We start from the raw sequence: 18,481 nt of genomic DNA, 5'->3' as shown, positions 1-18,481 counted from the left end.
ATCGTTTATTTATTTTTTATCATATACTCGAAATCTACAGTTGGCCAACTACAAATTAAAATTTTAAGACAACAACATTCTATCGTTTGCAAATTCTCCGCCGCTGGCTTCTTCGAATTTCTGCAATAAATCTGCTACCTTAAGCTTCTTCTTTTCTTCCCCTTTCACATCATAAATGATCTTTCCATCACTCATCATGATCAGACGGTTTCCAATATTGATCGCATCTTTCATATTATGTGTTACCATCATTGTTGTAAGATTATCTCTGGCTACGATCTTCTCTGTGATATCTAGTACTTTCTTCGCAGTCTTTGGATCAAGGGCTGCTGTGTGTTCGTCTAATAATAGCAGGCTTGGTTTCTTCAGTGTTGCCATAAGCAGTGTCAATGCCTGTCTCTGACCTCCGGATAATAGTCCTACTTTGGATGTCATTCGATCTTCTAGTCCTAAGTCGAGCATTTGTAATTTTTCTTTAAACATTTCTTTTTCTTTTTTTGTGATTCCCCAGCTCAGGCCTCTTTTCTTTCCTCTACGGTTTGCCATTGCCATGTTTTCTTCAATCTGCATACCTGCTGCCGTTCCCATCATTGGGTCCTGGAATACTCTTCCTAACATGTAGGCACGTTTGTATTCTGGAAGATCTGAGATATCCTTGCCATCTAGAATGATCGTTCCTTGATCGATCGGATAGACTCCTGCTACCATGTTGAGAGTTGTAGATTTTCCGGCCCCATTTCCTCCGATGATCGTTACGAAGTCCCCAGGATCTAAGTGAAGATTGACTCCATTTAATGCTTTTTTCTCATTGATCGTTCCTTTATTAAATGTTTTATGTACATTTTTAATTTCTAACATAACTTTGCCCCTCTTTCTATGCTGGTGTCCTGCGGTGTGAATATTTTGATTTGAGAGCAGGAATACCGAGTGCTAATGCTACGATGATCGCTGTGAATAATTTCATATCATCGGTACTTAATCCGAAATGTAAAACAAGTGAGATGATCATACGATATACCATTGCTCCTCCGATCAGTGATGCAAGGATATAAGCAAAGTTAAAACGTTTTCCAAAGATAACTTCTCCGATTACAATGGATGCAAGACCAATTACAATAGATCCTGTTCCCATTTTGATATCTCCGTATCCTTGGTTCTGGGCTACTAAAGCTCCAGATACTGAGATCAGTCCATTAGAAATCACCAGTCCTAAAACTTTGGATGTATCTGTATTTCCCCCTAAAGCACGTACCATAAATTCATTGTTTCCTGTTGCCCTAAGTGCACATCCGATCTCTGTTCCAAAAAACCAGTACAGAGCTGCGATCACAATGGCTCCAATAATGACTCCAACTACCAATGTTGCCAGTGTCTGATCTACTCCTAACAGATCCATTACCTTTGTAAATGCAGTGTCTTCTCCAAGTAATGAAACATTTGGTCCTCCCATAACTCTGATATTAACGGACCATAATGCGATCATTGTTAAAATACCTGCCAAGATCGCAGGGATCATAAGTTTCGTGTGCAGCCAGCCTGTAACAAGTCCTGCTAACATTCCTCCTACAAGTGCAAATAATAATGTTACAAATGGATTGACTCCCCTTGTAATAAGGATTGCACTGATACATCCACCGAGTGCAAATGTTCCATCGCAGGATAAGTCTGCGATATCTAAGATCCTAAATGTAATATAAACTCCCAGTGCCATGATTCCCCATAATGTTCCTTGGGCTAATGCACTATAAAGATTTGTAATTAATGCCATTTTCTACCTCTTTTCTAAATGCACAGAAGTGCCTCCCGCAAATCGGAAGACACTTCCTGATCTTCTTGTAATCTTACATGCAAGAAAATCTTATTTATTATTCTTTTTCTGTGTTGTTACCATCTTAGCTTCTTTTTTTAACTTCTCTGGAATCTTAATTCCTAATGTCTTTACTGTGTCTTTATTGATGATCAGATCCGCATTTTCCTGATATTCAATTGGCATATCTTTTGGTTCAGCTTTTCCTTCTAAGATCTTTACTGCCTGCTTTGCTGTCTGCTGTCCTAACTTGTAGTAGTTAACTCCGTATGTTGCAAGTCCTCCACCTGTACACATTCCTTCTTCAGCTACGATAAATGGAATCTTAGCTTCATTTGCTACCATGGATACTGTATTGATTCCTGCTGCGATCATGTTGTCTGTTGGTGAATAGATTGCATCAACTTTACCTTTTAAGGATTCTACAACCTGACGGATCTCACTGGATTCTGATACCGTTGCATCGACTGTTGTTAATCCTAATTTCTTTGCTTCTTTCTTCGCAAGTCCTACCTGGAATTTGGAGTTTGCTTCTGCAGAACAATATAACATTGCAACTTTCTTTGCATTTGGAATTAATTCTTTTAATAGATTCATCTGTTTTGCTACTGGTGTTAAATCTGATGTTCCAGATACGTTTGTTCCTGGTTTTTTATTTGATTTCACCAGTTTGGCATCGGCTGGATCTGTAACAGCTGTTACTAAAATCGGAATATCTTTTGATTCATTGGCCATTGCCTGTGCTGCTGGTGTTGCGATCGCTAATACAAGATCGCACTTATCTGTAACAAATTGTTTGGCAATTGTCTGGCAATTTGACTGTTCATTCTGTGCGTTCTTATATTCAATCTTGATCTTGTCTCCGTCTTTATATCCAGCTTTCTCAAGACCATCCTTAAACCCTTTGTAAGATGCATCTAAAGCATCATGTTCTACTAACTGAACGACTCCGATCTTCTTCTGGTCTGAACTGTCTTTCTTGCTTGAGCAACCAACCATTGTGGATAATGCTAATGCAGCAACTAATCCTGTTGCCATGACTTTCTTTAATCTCATATTTTTCTCCTCCTTAATATCGTTCCCGATTGCATTCCTTGGCTTTAAACTTCTGAACTTTAAAACTTCAATGCTTTTATGTACTAAATTGTAGCACTATGATTTTGTGTCGTCAAGCTAATTTTATTGCTTTATATGGTACATCATATTCCATACAATCTAATATCAATTATTTTATACGCATATTTCTTTATTTCTATGCAAAAAAGGATGAAAGATTTCCCAAATTCTTTCATCCTTTTTCTTCTATCAATTTCTTCTATTGCTGTGCTTCTTCGGCTGCTTTCTTCGCATTCTCTTCTGCAACTGTACGATATTTTATTGTCAGTGTTCTGATCAGTTCTTTTAACTCATCTGTTAACTGCTCTTCTTTCACTCTCCACTCCCAGTTACCACCTACCGTAGATGGTGTGTTGATCCTTGCTTCATTTCCTAATCCAAGATAATCCTGAAGTGGGATGATCACCATATCGCTTCGACTCTCTAATGCAAGAGAAATCAAGTCTAAATGTACAGTTCCTGTTCTCTCGATCGTACTGTATTTTAAATAATGCTCTAAGAATTTCTTATCATCTTCTGATAATGTTTCGTACCATCCAACAACCGTATCATTGTCATGTGTTCCTGTGTATACAACACTATTTTCTTTGTATTTATGTGGAAGATAGATGCTGTCATCATATGCTCCAAATGCAAATTCCAGAACATTCATTCCTGGGAATCCTGTATCATCTAGAAGTTTATGCACGCTGTCTGTTAAGAATCCTAAGTTCTCTGCGATAACTTTCTTCTCGCCAAGTTCTTTCTTCATTGCTTCAAAGAAATCCATTCCTGGACCTTTGACCCATTCTCCATTAACAGCTGTCTCGTCTTCTGCTGGAATCTCAAAGTATTCATCGAATCCTCTGAAATGGTCTAATCTTAAAATATCATATAACATAAAATTATGACGTAAACGTTTCATCCACCATTCGTAATCTGTTTTCTTATGATATTCCCAGTCATATACAGGATTGGACCATACCTGTCCATCTTCTGCAAATGCATCTGGAGGACATCCACCTACAACCGTTGCCTTTCCTTCTTCATCGACTTTAAATAATTCTTTGTGGTATGTAAATGCTGTTCCATCTAAGGCTACATAAAATGGAAGATCTCCTACGATCTGAATTCCTTTGTCATTCGCATATTTCTTCAGCGCAAGCCACTGTTTATGGAAATAATACTGGCAGAAGCAGAAATAACTTTCTGGGAATTTACTTTTCTTCTCGCTCATATATTCTGCATATTCCCCGATCCAGTATTCATTGTCTTTGATAAATTTCTTATAATCTTCATCTGGATGAAATCTGAAATAAGCTTTTCTTAAAAGCTTTCTGTGATCTTCTCTGATTTTCTCATAGTCAACTTTGCCCTTGTTTTCTTCCTTAATTGATTCGAGTTCTTTTTTCTTAAGAAGTCCTTCTTCCAGTAACTGTTCTAAGTCGATATAATATGCACTTCCTGCAAAACTTGAAAACGAAAGATAAGGAGAATTTCCCGCACCGATCGTTCCTAATGGAAGGATCTGCCAGTACTTCTGGCCTGCTTCTTCTAAAAAATCTACAAATTTGTATGCTTCCTTTGAAAAGCATCCAATTCCGTAATCTGATGGTAAACTAAAAATTGGCAATAATATTCCGCTTGTTTTCATTGAATGAATTCTCCTAAAATCTCCTAAAATTTTCTCACAACTCAATATAGTATATCATAAAACATACTTCTTGAACAGAAGTGCTCTTGTACTTAATTTAATTCTATCATTTATTTCTGGCTTTCTTCTGCAACAGCTTTGGCTACTGCTTTGCAGACTCTTTCATCAAATGCACCTGGAATGATATACTCTTCATTTAACTCATCATCACTGATGATACTTGCGATCGCTCTTGCTGCTGCCATCTTCATCTCTTCTGTGATCTGTCCAGCTCTTGCATCCAGAGCTCCTCTGAAGATTCCTGGGAATACTAATACGTTATTGATCTGATTAGGGAAATCGGATCTTCCTGTTGCGATAACTCTTGCTCCACCTTTCTTCGCTTCATCTGGCATGATCTCTGGTGTTGGATTTGCCATGGCAAAAATGATCGCATCGTCTGCCATAGTAGATACCATTTCGGCTGTCACGATATTTGGTGCAGAAACTCCGATAAATACGTCTTTATCTTTGATGATCTCTGTTAATGTTCCAGTCTGTTTCTCTTTGTTTGTGATCTCTGCCATATCTTTCTGTGCTGGATTCATCCAGTCTTCTCCTGGACATAATGCACCTTTCTGGTCAACTAAGACAACATTTCCTGCGCCAAACTGTAATAATAGTTTACAGATAGAGATTCCAGCAGATCCTGCTCCATTGATCACAATGTTTGCATCTTCCATTTTCTTTCCGACAAATTTTAAGGCATTTAATAATCCTGCTGCTACAACGATGGCTGTTCCATGCTGATCATCATGGAATACTGGAATATCTAATTCTTCTTTTAAACGTTTTTCAATCTCAAAACATCTTGGTGCGGAAATATCTTCTAAATTGATACCACCGAAACATGGTGCGATATTCTTGACTGTTTTGATGATCTCTTCTGTATCTTTTGTATCAAGACAGATTGGGAATGCATCAATATCTGCAAATTCTTTAAATAAAAGGGCTTTTCCTTCCATAACAGGCATTGCTGCTTCTGGGCCGATATCTCCAAGTCCTAATACAGCTGTTCCGTCAGATACGACAGCTACTAAATTACCTTTTGCTGTATAACGATATACTTCTTCTTTATTATCACGGATCTTACGACAAGGTTCTGCGACTCCTGGTGTATAAGCTGTACTTAAGTCATCTCTTGTCTTTACTGTTACTTTAGAACGTACTGCGATCTTACCTTTGTTTTGTTCGTGCATTTCTAATGCCAGTTTGTTGTAATCCATTTTTTGTATCTCCTTTATGATTCTTCAGATTTTGCTTCTTTAAACAGTATACCTTATCAAACAAAGCGAGTCTAGTCCGAAGAGACAATCACAAAAAAGGAGCAGAACTTTTACTCTGCTCCTTCACAGCTTAAAATTGACAAATTGTTTCCTTTATCTGTTTAGCGGTCAATCCAAATTCCTCTTGTAAAAATTCTGCTGTTCCTACTTGTCCAAATTTTTCTTTGACACCAATTCTTTTTACTGGCACAGAAATTCCATTTTCTGCAATCACTTCTGAAACCGCACTTCCAAGTCCGCCATAAATTGAATGATTTTCAATGGTTACAATTTTGCTTTTCCCTTTTGCTTCCTTGATCAATAATTTTTCATCCAAAGGCTTAATTGTGAACATATCTATAACTTCTACAGAATATCCTTCTTTTTCTAATTCTTCAGCACAATCCAATGCCTCAGAAACTAGTTGCCCAGCTGCAATAATTAATATATCTTTTCCTTCTTTTAAAATATTTCCCTGTCCAATTTTAAAAGAGGAACCTTTTTTATATACATTTCGTACAGCCTTTCGATTACTCCTTACATAATGGATTCCTTCCATTTTCAAAAACTCTTTGATGATCCATTCCATTTGTACATCATCTGCTGGATCGCAGATAACTGCTCCTGGGATTTCTCTTATCAATGCTACATCTTCCCACGCTGTATGAGTTCCACCATTGGATGCCACACTAAATCCTGGATCTGAGCCATAAACATTGATTGTATTTCCTGCATATGCACCGGATAAAAATAACTGATCAAATACTCTTCTTGTCGCAAATGGTGCAAATGTATGCGTAAATGGTTTAAACCCTGTCAAAGATAATCCAGCTGCAACTCCCATCATATTAGCTTCTGCAATTCCACACTGAATAAAACGCTCTGGATTTGTCTTTTTAATTTTGGTAAATCCACTTGCTCCACCCAAATCAGCTTCAAGAGCTGTTATTTTGTCATCATCCTTCATAAGTTCCTGCAATGTCTCAACAACGCAATCTCTTAATTCTCTTCCTGCTTCCTGTCTGTTTTCTGCTAATTGAAACATTTTACCTGGCACCTCCCTTAATGAACTCATCTAACTCTTTGATTGCATCCTTAGTAGCTTTTTTAATCGTATCATTATTAAATTTTACGGAGTGATTTGCATCCAACTGTTCAAAATATGGGACTCCAGCTCCTTTTATGGAATCAAGAATAATACATACTGCCTGGTCTTTTACATTTTTGGCCCGGTTGATTGCTTCATCAATTGCTTCCTCGTCGTTTCCTTTTACAGTCTGTGTATAAAACCCAAATGCCTTCATTTTATTTTCGATACTAAATGGATTCATTACTTCTTTTGTTGTACCATCTAACTGTTTTTTGTTATCATCAATAATCACAACACAATGATTTAATTTATAATGCGCAATATATTGAAATGCTTCCCAGCATTGACCTTCATTTAATTCTCCATCTCCAACGATCAGGTATACATACTGATCTGTTTTATTCATTTTAAATCCCGTTGCAATTCCTGCCGCTGCAGATGTTCCTTGACCAAGTGATCCAGTTGTCATATCTACTCCTGGTGTTTTCAATCGATCTGGATGCGATGGAAGTTTAGTTCCACCATCATTTAATGTAAATAGCCATTCTCTGTCAAAAAATCCTTTTTCTGCAAGTACACTATACCACGCTGGGCCTGAATGTCCTTTGGATAATACAACCATATCTCTTTCTTCCCAATCAGGATTCTTTGCATCGTATCGAAGCTGCTTTCCATAAAGTACACTCATCAACTCTACAATTGATAAAGAACCGCCCATGTGTCCGTAACCACGTTTTTCCAACATTTCCAAAACGTCTTTACGAATCTTAGCTGATAAAAGCTTCAACTCCTCTAATTTATCCTTTTCCATATTCATAAATCCCTTTTATTTTTCAAACTCTGTTCTTAATTTGTTTTCTAACTCTGTTTTGTCCATAATATTATCTAAAATAACTACTCTTGGTAATTGTTTTACAAAATTTTCTAAGTCTTTTCCTACAACAAATAAATCTGCTGCTCCTTCTGCTGCATCTGATAATGAAGAATGTGTTACACTTACTCCTGATACTCCAATCTTTTGCAGAGTTTTTTCAACGTTCATACGAACTAACATACTTGATCCGAGTCCTGAACCACAACAACACATAATTGATTTAATCATAATAAATACCTCCTAAAATCTAATTCTTATTTTTAAGCTTCTTTTTTCTTTGGCATAATAACGTTATAAATAATTGGCAGAAGGAATAATACTACACATACCGCAAATAATCCTCCACCTTTTACAAACTGAGCAATATTTCCTAAAATAATTCCTGTAATAGAAAAATCTGCATCTGAAAATGTACAGTTTGCAAAGTTCAAAGATCCCATAACTGGCATACAAATTGCTGGCAGAAATGTAATTAGTAATCCATGCAGAAATGATCCTACTAGACATCCCTTTAATCCACCTTCTGCATTTGCAAAAACTCCTGCTGTTGCTCCACAGAAGAAATGAGGAATAACTCCTGGTAAAATAAGCGCTACTGGAATTAATGCCTTATTGATTCCTCCAAGAACAAATAATCCTACAATACCTCCTAAGAATGATACAAGAAATCCCATTAATACTGCATTTGGTGCATATGGGAATACTACCGGGCAGTCAATTGCAGGTTTAGCATTTGGAACGATCTTCTCAGCAATACCACGGAATGCTGGAACGATCTCACCGATGATCAAACGCACCCCACTTAAGATGATATATACACCACCTGCAAAACTTAATCCTTTTGTAATAGCCCATACAATCCAATGTGTTTGTGTTTCACCTTTAAAGAAAGCAGAAATTGTTGGGTCACTCATTCCATCTCTCACAACAACTGCTACAAATGTTACAACAACAAAGAAGATTGTCATTGTTAAACCAATTGCTACTGTTGTATCACGTAAGAAAGAAATTCTTTGTGGGAAATTCACATCTTCTGTAGATTTACTCTTATCTTTAAATAGCTTTCCGATCTGTGCTGAAAACCAATAACCAAATCCACCAAAATGTCCAAATCCAAGTTCATCTGTTCCCGTAATTTTTTCCATAGTAGGCTGACAAAGTGCTGGTGAAATTACCATGATCAGTCCAAGGATCAGTCCACCTGAAATCCATAACATTGGACCTGTTAGATTTCCAACATTTAAAATAATTGCTAACATTGCTGACATATATAATGTGTGATGTCCTGTTAAGAAAATGTAATGTAATCTTGAAAATCTTGCTAATACGATATTAGCGATCATTCCAATACACATAATATAAGCTGTATCACTTGCAAAATCAGCTAATCCCAACGATACGATTGCCTCATTATTTGGCACAACTCCCTGCATATTAAAAGCATAATTAAAAATCACACCAAAATCATTTAAAGACCCTGTCTGCAAAAAACTTGAACCTGCTGTCAGTACCAAGAATCCAACAATTGTTTTTACTGTTCCTTTTACAACATCTTCTACTGGTTTTTTCTGCAAAATCAAACCAAATAATGAAATCAGACCTACCAAAATCGCAGGTGTTGATAATATATTAATAATAAAACTCATCTTTTATCCTCCTTGTGTATCTCCATATAATTTCTACACTGCCCCAACAAACAAGTCATAAATTTCTTTTTCATTTGAAGCATCTAAAACTCTTTGCGTACTTTCTTTGCTTTCAAATAATTCTGACATCGCCTGTAGTACTTCCATATGCGATTCCGCATCTGTTGCAGCTAACGTAACAAGAATTCTTACATCGTATCCGTCTTCTTTAAATTTTACTGGTTCTTTTAATAGTGTAATGGCAATCTGACGTTTGATAACTCCTTGTTCTGTACTCCCATGAATCAATGCCACATTTTCACACAGCACATAATATGGTCCAAGTTTTTCTGTATTTTTTATGATCTCATCACTATATCTTGCTTCACAATATCCACCATCTACTAATGGTTGAACTGCTGTATAAATTGCTTCTTTCCAGTCTTTTACTCCTGCAAGAATTTTTATATTCTCCAATTTCAACATGTCATATATCTGCTTCATTTTTCCTCCTGTAAAAGTTCATACAATACATTTTTAACATCCAAAATTTCTTTCTGTCCCCATAATTTTTCTTCATTTTTTTGTTCTGAAAAAATTGTCATTATATCATTCAATAAACGAATGTGCGATTTTTGATCCTGAGCTGATAACATTAAAATAATTTTTGCAAATCGCTGCTTACCATCTAATGTTATAAATTCCACAGGCTTTTTAAAAATAGTCATTGATAAGCCCATGCTTTGTGCTCCATCTTCAATTTCTGAATGTGCAAGAAATACCTGTTTTGTAATAAACATATAGGGACCATATTGGTCTGTTTTATAAATAATGCTGTCTATATAAGACTGTCTGATCAATTTATTTTCTAATAATACCTCTCCAGAAACTTTTATCGCATCCTGCCATTTAAACTTATCTTTTATAATGCGAATATATGGATCCTCCAATATTTCATACAATCCCTTTTGAGGTTTTTTCTTATGTTCCACATATTGTTTCAGAGAATTTTTTGAAAATAGCTCAATCAATTCTTCTTTAAATTTTTGTAAATTATCATTTGTCATATATTTTGATGCAATTTCTGTAATGTTCGAAATACTGACATTATTTTCATGCTTATACTTCATACATCTTTGCAAAACTTTCATTCGATCATTATCTGTAAGAATCGGATGTACTAAAATCAGATCTTTTTCATTTTCAATTACGACTGTCGAAATCACTACATTATAATCATGTGCTCTCTCATATTCTCTTAATGAACACACGTCAACTACATCTGCATCTGGGACAAGTGTCTGAATCTCACCCCATATCATATTTGCAGTACTGACTCCATTGGGACATACGATCAAAATTCTTAATCTGTTTTCTTTTTCCTGTCCTGCACTGATAAATGCGCCAAAATGTAATGTTATATACGCAATTTCACCTTCCGGAATCGGAAATCCAATTTCTTTTTCCAAATATTTACAGGTTCTTGCTGTGAGTTCAAAGAGATCTCCATACTCATTTTTTATATTATCTAACATAGGATTCGCAAGCTGTACTCCATATCGATATCGATACATTGATGTCTTTAAATGAGCTGCCAGTGCCTCTGTTAACTCTCTCTCCTTTGAGAATCCAACTCCTGCAATTCGTGAAAAAGCTTTTACAAGTATCCTGGAAAGCCATTGTGATTCTTGCCCAGATTCTTCTTCCATAAAATCTACCGGTATACTCTGCATTCTTGATCCCAGTAAATGTAATGTCAGATATAATTGTTCACTTTCTTTTAAATCTGAAAATCTTCTAGATACCATTTCATACTCTTTCGTATCCATAATCTCCATTTTTTCTTTTTTCGAAAATTCAACAACATCTGTACGATTATCAATGGTTGAAAAGAACACTGCAATAGTGTATAACGTTCCTTGTACATATTGAACATCCAACGCGTTTTCAATATCTTTTAATCTGTCCAAAAATTCTTGTACTTTTTCTGGAGCGTCTAACGGAAGAATTCCTTTCTTATAAAAATCTGCAATTGAACTAAAATAAGAAAAATAAATACTTCTTTTTCGTACAAGATCACCCTTAATGTGATACCCTTTTCCATTTTCGTAAATCAGCTGCAGCTGATATTCAGAAATGATTCTTCCTGCCTCTTTCACATCGCTTATCGTTGTATTTCTACTCACCTGACAAAAATCCATAAAATCATCAAGAAACAAATTTCTATTTCTTTGCAAAATAGAACATATAATGATCTTTACTCGTTCTGTTGGTGTAAACACATAAGCAAGTTCAGATGGTATCATCTTTAATCCTGCACGAATCATTGCTTTTTGTTCATCGTCAATTCGTATTCCCTTTTTTCGCTCAACGACTAATTCTGACAGATGTTGTGCCTCCATCCATTCATTGATCTTGCGTATATCATAATAAACACTACGCTTAGAAATATTCATTTCTTCTGCAAGTTGTGTGATCGATGTATAGCCATCTTGATATAATAAATATTTCAACATCTCATGACATCTTACATCTAAGTTATATACGATTGACATGTTCTTACCTCCTTTTGCTTTCCATATATTTATCATACCGAATCAACTCTTAAAATAAAAGTCCAAGAAATGTACAAAGAAAAAGCACAAATCTGCAGAATGTACACAGTGCAAAATTTGTACAAAACTACTCATGTTTGTGCATTTATCGTTTAGATGGATCCTGTACTTTTATTATTTTTATGCTTAAACATAAAAAAAGAAGAATGCATAACATTCTTCTTAATAAAAGAGCGGGTGATGGGAATCGAACCCACGTGATCAGCTTGGAAGGCTGGAGTTCTACCATTGAACTACACCCGCATACAATGCCCAGAGCCGGAATCGAACCAGCGACACGAGGATTTTCAGTCCTCTGCTCTACCGACTGAGCTATCTGGGCAGTTAAATTGTTGTCTCATTTCTGCGACTTCTATACTTTATCATATTCCTCGACTCTTGGCAAGCTTTTTTTTCAAAAAATTTTATTTATCAGCCAGATTCCTGTTTTTGTCTTAAAAATCTTGCCTTTTACGGACTCAATTGTCTCTCTAGAACTTTGTTCTTCTGCAAGATTTACTAAAAAATCTGCTTCTACAAGAATCTGATAATCAATACCGTCAATCTGATCATATGTATGGTGATGTCCGATCAAATAGCAGACTCTGTCTGTTTTTGCTTTGTCATATTGTAAGTCTTCCAGCATCTGCTGTGCAACTGCCGGTCCTTCAACCTCTTGGTATTTTCCTGCACTACTGTTGTATTTTTCTTCGCTTATTTTGATACCGATATCATGTGTTAATGCAGCCACTTCCAGGATGTCTAAAATTTCCTTATCTAATCCTTCCTGTTCTCCGATCAGCTTTGCATACGCGTGTACTTTCAAGAAATGCTGGATTCTCTTTGGCTGACCTTGATAGTAATCGATCATTGCTGTTGTCACTTTATTTATATCCATCTGTTAACTCTCCTTTAGTATTTTTTGAAAAAGCTGAATAATCTTTTCTTATTTAAGATCTTAATTGCTTTGTCTGCATCTTCTTCTCTTAATCCACCTGTACAAAAATCTGTCTTGACCAGATGTTTGTCAAATCCGTGTCTATGCCATTCATATGCACCATCATCTAATATGACAAAACCTTCAATCTTCTCTTCACACTTATCCAGCCAATCTTTGATCTCATCTTCTCTTCTTCCACTGCTTAGGTATTCTGTCTTATCTATGATCTTTAGGTCGTATTTCGCTAAGATGTCAACTAGAATCTGACACCAGTCCTGCACAGCATCACTGTGTTCTGCCCATCCGTATCTCCAGGATGATGATAATACGATCTTTGCTCCTGTTGCATCTACGATTGTTTTTAAATTCTTAATGTTATCCTCATCTACAGAAATCAGCTGATCATCTTCGCATTTCTCGAATAATTGCTGTGAATTCAATACTCCGTCTACGTCTAAAAAAATAACTTTCATGCCTTTGTTCCTCCTTTACCTTCACGGTAGTCAGACATGGTCTTTGATGAGTATTATACTCTCTTTTTTTTTAAACGTAAATGTATTTTAAGGTTTTTAATACCTTGTACATAAAATCCTTTTTTTTGTAAATACTATACTGGAATTCTTTACATTTCACATCAAGGAGGTTTGATTTTATTATGGGAAATAAATGTTTGGATTGTACAGCTTTAACGCTTACGATCATTGGTGCTATAAATTGGGGATTGATCGGATTCTTCCGATTTGATCTTGTTGCATTTTTGTTTGGAGATATGAGCTGGCTGTCACGAGTTGTGTATGCACTTGTTGGATTATGTGGATTGTATATGCTGGCATTTTACCGGCATTGTGGACGTGATATATAAAAGTTTCTTCTTATTAATTATACACGGAAAGAAAGGCCAGGCTATGGCATACGCCATAATCTGACCTTTTATAAATGGTGAATATACATTAAGTATAGAAACAAGCTATTTTAAAAATAGATATTTATTTACTGTGCATCCTTGATCTTCTTGATCTCTTCGATCATAACAGGAAGCACTTTCATAACGTCTCCAACGATTCCTACATTGGCTACGTCAAAGATTGGTGCATCTTCATCTTTGTTGATTGCTACAATGTATCCAGAATTCATGATTCCTGATACGTGCTGTGTAGCTCCAGAGATTCCGCATGCAATATATAATTTTGGTGCAACGATCTTTCCAGACTGTCCAACCTGATGAATCTTTGATACCCATCCGTCTTCAATGGCTGGTCTTGTTGCTCCTACAACTCCTCCTAAGAGTTTTGCAAGATCGTCAACTAATGCGAAGTTTTCTTTGCTTCCCATTCCACGTCCACCAGATACGATAACTTCTGCTTCTTCCAGGTTGATCGTTTCTGCGATTTCTTTTACACTTTCTGTGATCTTTGCTTTGATCACATCATCAGCTACTTTTACTTCTTTGGCTACAACTTCACCCTCAGTTGGGTCTTCCACTTTCTGGAATGCTCCGGAACGTAATGTTGCTATCTGTGGTGTTGTCTTGATCTTTACATCTTCCAATACAGTTCCACCATAAAGTGGGCATGTATAGATAACTTCTCCATCTTCTGCTTTGATATCTAATACATCGGATGCACATCCTGTGTTACATTTTGCTGCAACAACTGGTGCGATATCTTTTCCATCCTGTGTTCCACCTACAAATACAGCTTCTGGATTTTCTTCTTTTACTAATTCTACTAAAACCTGAGCATATGCATCGAGATTAAACTCTTTGTAATCTTCGCTGTCGACACAGATGACCTGATCGGCTCCGGCCTTTGCTACTTCTTTTGCTGCATCTGCTACTCCACCTCCAATAACAACTGCCGTAACTTTATCGGCAAGTTTCTTGGCTGGAGATAACATTTCCAATCCAACTTTGACTGGATTTCCTTCTGCAGTTTCTACATATACCATGATATTCTTACATTCTGCCATGTCCTTTGTTCTCCCTTCCTAGAATACTTTGGCATCTGCCATCATAGCGACTGCTTTTATTGCTGAATCTTCTGGTGTTTCTTCCTGAATCTTGATTCCGGCTTCTTTCTTCGCTGGTTCATATAATTTAACGATCTGAACCTTTGCATTAGATTCTCCGACTTTTTCTTTTTCAAGATCAGCAAGATCAACTTCTTTAATATCGCCGATTGGTTTCTTTCTTGCTGCCATTTTATTCTTGATCGTTGGGTAACGTGGGTCATATTCTGGTTTTGTGACTGTTACAACACATGGTGCAGAAGCTTCTACTGTACGGTATCCTTCTTCTGTTTCCTGTTTTGCTGTCACTTTATCGCCATCTAAAGCGATTTCTGTAATATTTGTGATCACACTTGTTCCAAGTTCTTCAGCTAACATTAAGCCACCCTGTCCAAGTGCGGCATCTGTTGCTTCTTTTCCACAGAATACAAGATCAAATTTCTGACCATTGTCCGCTTCTAATTTTGCGATCACATTTTTTAGGATATTTGCGATTCCTGTTGTGTCAGATCCTTTGAATGCATCATCACTTACTAAAAATGCATGATCTGCACCAACTGCAAGACAGTTTTTCAGAGAGTTCTTTGCACTATCTTCTCCGACACATACAACTGTTACTTCTCCTTCAGAGGATTCTTTTAATCGTGCTGCCATTTCGAGAGCATAGGTGTCAAATGCATTTACAACAGGTGTTACGTTTGCTAAATCCGGTGTTCCTTCTGCATTTAAATGGATTTCTACAGAATCATCCGGAACCTGTTTGATACATACTAAAATGTTCATAGTCTTACTCCTTCTTATGTTCTATCTTCCGATTGTGTTATTTGCTACGACGATTCTCTGAATTTCGTTACTTCCTTCGAAAATCTGGAAGATCTTAGCATCTCTTAATAATTTCTCAACTGGATATTCTCTGCTGTATCCATATCCACCGAACATCTGGATTGCTTCAGAAGCTACTTCCATTGCGATATCAGATGCATAGCATTTTGCGATCGCTGCTTCTTTGGAATGTGGTAATCCCATATCCATCTTTGTTAAAGCATGTGCAACCATCTGACGAGCTGTTTCTGTTTTGATTTCCATATCAGCTACTTTAAACTGCATTGCCTGATTTTTGATGACTGGTTTACCAAACTGAACTCTTTCTTTGGCATATGCAATACCTTCATTGATACCACGCTGTGCGATACCTGTTGCAACACATCCCATCCAAGCTCTTGCCTGGTCTAATGTCTTCATTGCGATTGAGAATCCTCTTCCTTCTTCTCCAACTAAGTTTGCAGCTGGAATACGACAGTCTTCTAATACAACATCACATGTGTTTGATGTACGGATACCCATTTTATTTTCTTCATTACCTGTGCTTAATCCTGGTGTTCCAGCATCAACTAAGAACATAGAGATTCCTTTAACACCTTTTGTTTTATCTGTCATAGCTGTGATACAGTAGAAAGAAGCGATTCCTCCATTTGTAATGAAGCATTTTCTTCCATTTAATACCCACTCATCTCCGTCTTTGACAGCTGTTGTTGTTCCTGCACTAGCATCAGATCCTGCTCCTGGTTCTGTTAAACAGAAAGCTCCAAATCCACCATCAATGATCTTCTGGCATACATGTTTTTTCTGTTCTTCATTTCCTGCGATCAGTACTGGTTTTGTTCCTAATCCACTGGCAGAAATTGTTGTTGCAAATCCTGCATCTGCGATAGCCATTTCTTCGATCAGTGCCGCAACGTCTACTCTTGATAATCCTGGTCCACCGTATTCTTCTGGTACTTCTAATGAATGTAACTGCATTTCAATGGCTTTGTCATAAATTTCTTTTGGCCATTCTCCACTGACGTCGTATGCTTTACACTGTTCTTTTACTTCGTTTTCACAGAACTCGTGTACATCCTGTAATAAGTCTTTTGCTTCCTCTGAAATTAAATATGCCATCTTGATATCCTCCTAAAATAACCTTAAAAAAGCTTTGTATATGTTTTATGTTACTTGTTTATGTTTGATTAATCGTTTCCTATTAAAATTATAATTTGTAGCAGATCTTACCTGGATTTAAGATCATATTTGGATCAAAGACTTCTTTGACACCTTCCATGATCCTCATCTGAACTGGTCCGAGAGACTCTGCTAGGTAGTCCATCTTTCCATGTCCGATTCCATGTTCTCCAGAGATCATTCCACCGAATTCTGTTGCTTTTGCATATACTTTATCCATAAAGACTGCAACCTGTTTCTTAAACTCTCCTTCTTCCATGTCATTACTGCATGTATAGATATGTAAGTTACCGTCTCCAGCATGTCCAAAGCTCTTCACTCTGAAATCAGCTTCTGCTTCTAATGATTTTGTATATGTCAGGAATTCTGCAATCTTATTTGTTGGAACTACAACATCACATTCATCTAACAGTACAGTATCTGCTTCAATTGCCTCAAGTAATGCTCCGCGGACAGCCCATGCATCTTTCTTTAAGGCTGGTGTATCAGCAACTAATACATCAATTGCTCCTGCTTCTAATACTACTTCAGATGCCTGTTCAATGATATCTTCCAGTTGTTCTTCAGAATTTCCATCAAATGTTGCTAATAAATATGCTCCAATCTCTGTTCCTTCTAATTCTTTTGGATATACCTGTTTTCCTAAGAACTTCTCAGTATCCATAACAACTTCTTTTTCCATAAATTCCAGAGCCTGTGGTGCCAGATGATGCATAAAGAACTGTGGTACTGTTGCAATACAATCCTCTAAGTTTTCATAAGGAATGATCAGACTGATCACTGATTTTGGTGCTGGAATTACTTTTAATGTAAGTTCTGTGATAATACCCAAAGTACCTTCAGAACCGATCATTAAGTTTAATAAGCTGTATCCTGAACTTGTCTTTGATACAGTAGCTCCAAGTTTTACAATCTCACCTGTTGGTAATACAACTGTCATGGCACGTACATAATCTCTTGTACATCCGTACTTAACAGCTCTCATACCACCAGCGTTGGTTGCTACGTTTCCACCGACTGTTGCGAATTTCTCACCTGGATCTGGTGGATATAATAATCCTTGTTTTTCTGCATCCTGTGCAAGATCATTTAAAAGGACTCCTGATTGAATCTTCACTACAAAGTTTTCTTTGTCATATCCAAGGATCTTGTTCATCTTTGTAAGAGAAATCATAACACCGCCACCGATACTTACGGCTCCTCCTACTAATCCTGTTCTTGCACCACTTGGTGTTACAGGAACCTTGTTTTCATTACAAAGTTTAACGACAGCTGCAACTTCTTCTGTTGATGTTGCTTCTACTAAAACTTCTGGTCTAGCTTTTCCGTAGATTGCCATCTCATCATGGGTGAAATCCTCATTGATTTCATCACCCACTAAGACACGTTTTGGAGCGATCTCTTTGAATTTCTCGATCATCTCTGGTGTCACTTTGTTATACTGATACTCACTCATTTATCTTCCTCCTTAAAAGTTTATAGCTTTTTAA

General features: G+C 36.7%; 18 protein-coding genes and 2 tRNA genes. 1 reads left to right on the top strand and 19 read right to left on the bottom strand.

What is annotated here, in order from left to right; all coding sequences use genetic code 11:
• Nucleotides 1-63: 63 nt before the first annotated feature.
• From QUE18_RS02525 to QUE18_RS02455, 15 genes are all read right to left on the bottom strand, one after another.
• Entirely contained in the window at nucleotides 64-858 is a 795-nt protein-coding gene (locus QUE18_RS02525) for an ABC transporter ATP-binding protein (protein WP_008394120.1), read from the bottom strand.
• A 16-nt stretch (nucleotides 859-874) separates the two neighbouring features.
• Nucleotides 875-1,768 (bottom strand): ABC transporter permease, encoded by an 894-nt coding sequence (locus QUE18_RS02520; RefSeq protein WP_009203201.1) that lies wholly within the window; start codon nucleotides 1,766-1,768, stop codon nucleotides 875-877.
• 90 nt (nucleotides 1,769-1,858) lie between these two features.
• On the bottom strand, nucleotides 1,859-2,863 hold the full coding sequence (locus tag QUE18_RS02515; protein WP_009203202.1) for an ABC transporter substrate-binding protein: 1,005 nt from the start codon (nucleotides 2,861-2,863) through the stop codon (nucleotides 1,859-1,861).
• A gap of 259 nt (nucleotides 2,864-3,122) precedes the next feature.
• Nucleotides 3,123-4,556, bottom strand: coding sequence for a 4-alpha-glucanotransferase (gene malQ / locus QUE18_RS02510; RefSeq protein ID WP_008394116.1), 1,434 nt, complete (start codon nucleotides 4,554-4,556; stop codon nucleotides 3,123-3,125).
• A 110-nt stretch (nucleotides 4,557-4,666) separates the two neighbouring features.
• Nucleotides 4,667-5,821, bottom strand: a complete 1,155-nt coding sequence (locus tag QUE18_RS02505) for an NAD(P)-dependent malic enzyme (RefSeq protein WP_009203203.1) — start codon at nucleotides 5,819-5,821, stop codon at nucleotides 4,667-4,669.
• A 130-nt stretch (nucleotides 5,822-5,951) separates the two neighbouring features.
• Nucleotides 5,952-6,905 carry a transketolase family protein gene (locus tag QUE18_RS02500; protein WP_009203204.1) on the bottom strand — a complete coding sequence of 318 codons (954 nt, stop codon included), beginning with the start codon at nucleotides 6,903-6,905 and terminating at the stop codon, nucleotides 5,952-5,954.
• A gap of 1 nt (nucleotide 6,906) precedes the next feature.
• Nucleotides 6,907-7,767: a transketolase gene (locus tag QUE18_RS02495; protein WP_009203205.1), complete on the bottom strand. Its 861-nt coding sequence runs from the start codon at nucleotides 7,765-7,767 to the stop codon at nucleotides 6,907-6,909.
• A 9-nt stretch (nucleotides 7,768-7,776) separates the two neighbouring features.
• Nucleotides 7,777-8,052 carry a PTS sugar transporter subunit IIB gene (locus tag QUE18_RS02490; protein ID WP_009265590.1) on the bottom strand — a complete coding sequence of 92 codons (276 nt, stop codon included), beginning with the start codon at nucleotides 8,050-8,052 and terminating at the stop codon, nucleotides 7,777-7,779.
• A 32-nt stretch (nucleotides 8,053-8,084) separates the two neighbouring features.
• A complete protein-coding gene (locus QUE18_RS02485) occupies nucleotides 8,085-9,470 on the bottom strand; it encodes a PTS ascorbate transporter subunit IIC (protein ID WP_009203207.1) in 1,386 nt (461 codons plus the stop codon).
• Nucleotides 9,471-9,503: 33 nt separating this feature from the next.
• Nucleotides 9,504-9,953 (bottom strand): PTS sugar transporter subunit IIA, encoded by a 450-nt coding sequence (locus QUE18_RS02480; protein ID WP_009203208.1) that lies wholly within the window; start codon nucleotides 9,951-9,953, stop codon nucleotides 9,504-9,506.
• Nucleotides 9,950-12,004 carry a BglG family transcription antiterminator gene (locus QUE18_RS02475; RefSeq protein ID WP_015530698.1) on the bottom strand — a complete coding sequence of 685 codons (2,055 nt, stop codon included), beginning with the start codon at nucleotides 12,002-12,004 and terminating at the stop codon, nucleotides 9,950-9,952. Before QUE18_RS02475 ends, QUE18_RS02480 begins: the two co-directional genes overlap by 4 nt.
• A gap of 232 nt (nucleotides 12,005-12,236) precedes the next feature.
• Nucleotides 12,237-12,307 (bottom strand) — tRNA-Gly (locus QUE18_RS02470).
• A 6-nt stretch (nucleotides 12,308-12,313) separates the two neighbouring features.
• Nucleotides 12,314-12,386, bottom strand: a tRNA-Phe gene (locus QUE18_RS02465).
• Between the two features lie 72 nt (nucleotides 12,387-12,458).
• A complete protein-coding gene (locus tag QUE18_RS02460) occupies nucleotides 12,459-12,941 on the bottom strand; it encodes an HD domain-containing protein (protein ID WP_009203210.1) in 483 nt (160 codons plus the stop codon).
• 14 nt (nucleotides 12,942-12,955) lie between these two features.
• Entirely contained in the window at nucleotides 12,956-13,456 is a 501-nt protein-coding gene (locus QUE18_RS02455) for an HAD domain-containing protein (RefSeq protein WP_008394112.1), read from the bottom strand.
• A gap of 182 nt (nucleotides 13,457-13,638) precedes the next feature.
• On the opposite strand from QUE18_RS02455, the gene QUE18_RS02450 reads away from it, so the two are divergent.
• Entirely contained in the window at nucleotides 13,639-13,845 is a 207-nt protein-coding gene (locus tag QUE18_RS02450; protein ID WP_008394111.1) for a DUF378 domain-containing protein, read from the top strand.
• A 128-nt stretch (nucleotides 13,846-13,973) separates the two neighbouring features.
• On the opposite strand, the gene QUE18_RS02445 is transcribed toward QUE18_RS02450, so the two are convergent.
• The 4 genes from QUE18_RS02445 to QUE18_RS02430 form a co-directional block, all read right to left on the bottom strand.
• Nucleotides 13,974-14,951, bottom strand: coding sequence for an electron transfer flavoprotein subunit alpha/FixB family protein (locus QUE18_RS02445; RefSeq protein ID WP_008394110.1), 978 nt, complete (start codon nucleotides 14,949-14,951; stop codon nucleotides 13,974-13,976).
• Between the two features lie 18 nt (nucleotides 14,952-14,969).
• Entirely contained in the window at nucleotides 14,970-15,773 is an 804-nt protein-coding gene (locus QUE18_RS02440) for an electron transfer flavoprotein subunit beta/FixA family protein (RefSeq protein WP_009203211.1), read from the bottom strand.
• A gap of 21 nt (nucleotides 15,774-15,794) precedes the next feature.
• Complete coding sequence (locus QUE18_RS02435; RefSeq protein WP_008394108.1) at nucleotides 15,795-16,931, bottom strand: acyl-CoA dehydrogenase family protein; 1,137 nt, start codon at nucleotides 16,929-16,931, stop codon at nucleotides 15,795-15,797.
• Between the two features lie 88 nt (nucleotides 16,932-17,019).
• The gene (locus tag QUE18_RS02430; RefSeq protein ID WP_008394107.1) at nucleotides 17,020-18,447 is read right to left on the bottom strand and encodes an FAD-binding oxidoreductase; all 1,428 of its coding nucleotides are present in this window, start codon (nucleotides 18,445-18,447) and stop codon (nucleotides 17,020-17,022) included.
• Between the last annotated feature and the right edge of the window lie 34 nt (nucleotides 18,448-18,481).

Source organism: Anaerostipes hadrus ATCC 29173 = JCM 17467 (assembly GCF_030296915.1).
Taxonomy (GTDB): domain Bacteria; phylum Bacillota; class Clostridia; order Lachnospirales; family Lachnospiraceae; genus Anaerostipes; species Anaerostipes hadrus.
Note: the sequence above shows the minus strand (reverse complement) of the source record. Positions and strands in the feature narration are given on the sequence as shown.

Excerpts from the sequence above, each read along its gene's own strand:
- QUE18_RS02455 (WP_008394112.1), bottom strand. The coding sequence starts at position 13,456 with ATGAAAGTTATTTTTTTAGACGTAGACGGAGTATTGAATTCACAGCAA.
- QUE18_RS02475 (WP_015530698.1), bottom strand. The coding sequence starts at position 12,004 with ATGTCAATCGTATATAACTTAGATGTAAGATGTCATGAGATGTTGAAA.
- QUE18_RS02495 (WP_009203205.1), bottom strand. The coding sequence starts at position 7,767 with ATGAATATGGAAAAGGATAAATTAGAGGAGTTGAAGCTTTTATCAGCT.
- QUE18_RS02515 (WP_009203202.1), bottom strand. The coding sequence starts at position 2,863 with ATGAGATTAAAGAAAGTCATGGCAACAGGATTAGTTGCTGCATTAGCA.
- QUE18_RS02440 (WP_009203211.1), bottom strand. The coding sequence starts at position 15,773 with ATGAACATTTTAGTATGTATCAAACAGGTTCCGGATGATTCTGTAGAA.
- QUE18_RS02520 (WP_009203201.1), bottom strand. The coding sequence starts at position 1,768 with ATGGCATTAATTACAAATCTTTATAGTGCATTAGCCCAAGGAACATTA.
- QUE18_RS02460 (WP_009203210.1), bottom strand. The coding sequence starts at position 12,941 with ATGGATATAAATAAAGTGACAACAGCAATGATCGATTACTATCAAGGT.
- QUE18_RS02505 (WP_009203203.1), bottom strand. The coding sequence starts at position 5,821 with ATGGATTACAACAAACTGGCATTAGAAATGCACGAACAAAACAAAGGT.
- QUE18_RS02450 (WP_008394111.1), top strand. The coding sequence starts at position 13,639 with ATGGGAAATAAATGTTTGGATTGTACAGCTTTAACGCTTACGATCATT.
- QUE18_RS02500 (WP_009203204.1), bottom strand. The coding sequence starts at position 6,905 with ATGTTTCAATTAGCAGAAAACAGACAGGAAGCAGGAAGAGAATTAAGA.
- QUE18_RS02485 (WP_009203207.1), bottom strand. The coding sequence starts at position 9,470 with ATGAGTTTTATTATTAATATATTATCAACACCTGCGATTTTGGTAGGT.
- QUE18_RS02430 (WP_008394107.1), bottom strand. The coding sequence starts at position 18,447 with ATGAGTGAGTATCAGTATAACAAAGTGACACCAGAGATGATCGAGAAA.
- QUE18_RS02480 (WP_009203208.1), bottom strand. The coding sequence starts at position 9,953 with ATGAAGCAGATATATGACATGTTGAAATTGGAGAATATAAAAATTCTT.
- QUE18_RS02435 (WP_008394108.1), bottom strand. The coding sequence starts at position 16,931 with ATGGCATATTTAATTTCAGAGGAAGCAAAAGACTTATTACAGGATGTA.
- QUE18_RS02525 (WP_008394120.1), bottom strand. The coding sequence starts at position 858 with ATGTTAGAAATTAAAAATGTACATAAAACATTTAATAAAGGAACGATC.
- QUE18_RS02445 (WP_008394110.1), bottom strand. The coding sequence starts at position 14,951 with ATGGCAGAATGTAAGAATATCATGGTATATGTAGAAACTGCAGAAGGA.
- malQ (WP_008394116.1), bottom strand. The coding sequence starts at position 4,556 with ATGAAAACAAGCGGAATATTATTGCCAATTTTTAGTTTACCATCAGAT.
- QUE18_RS02490 (WP_009265590.1), bottom strand. The coding sequence starts at position 8,052 with ATGATTAAATCAATTATGTGTTGTTGTGGTTCAGGACTCGGATCAAGT.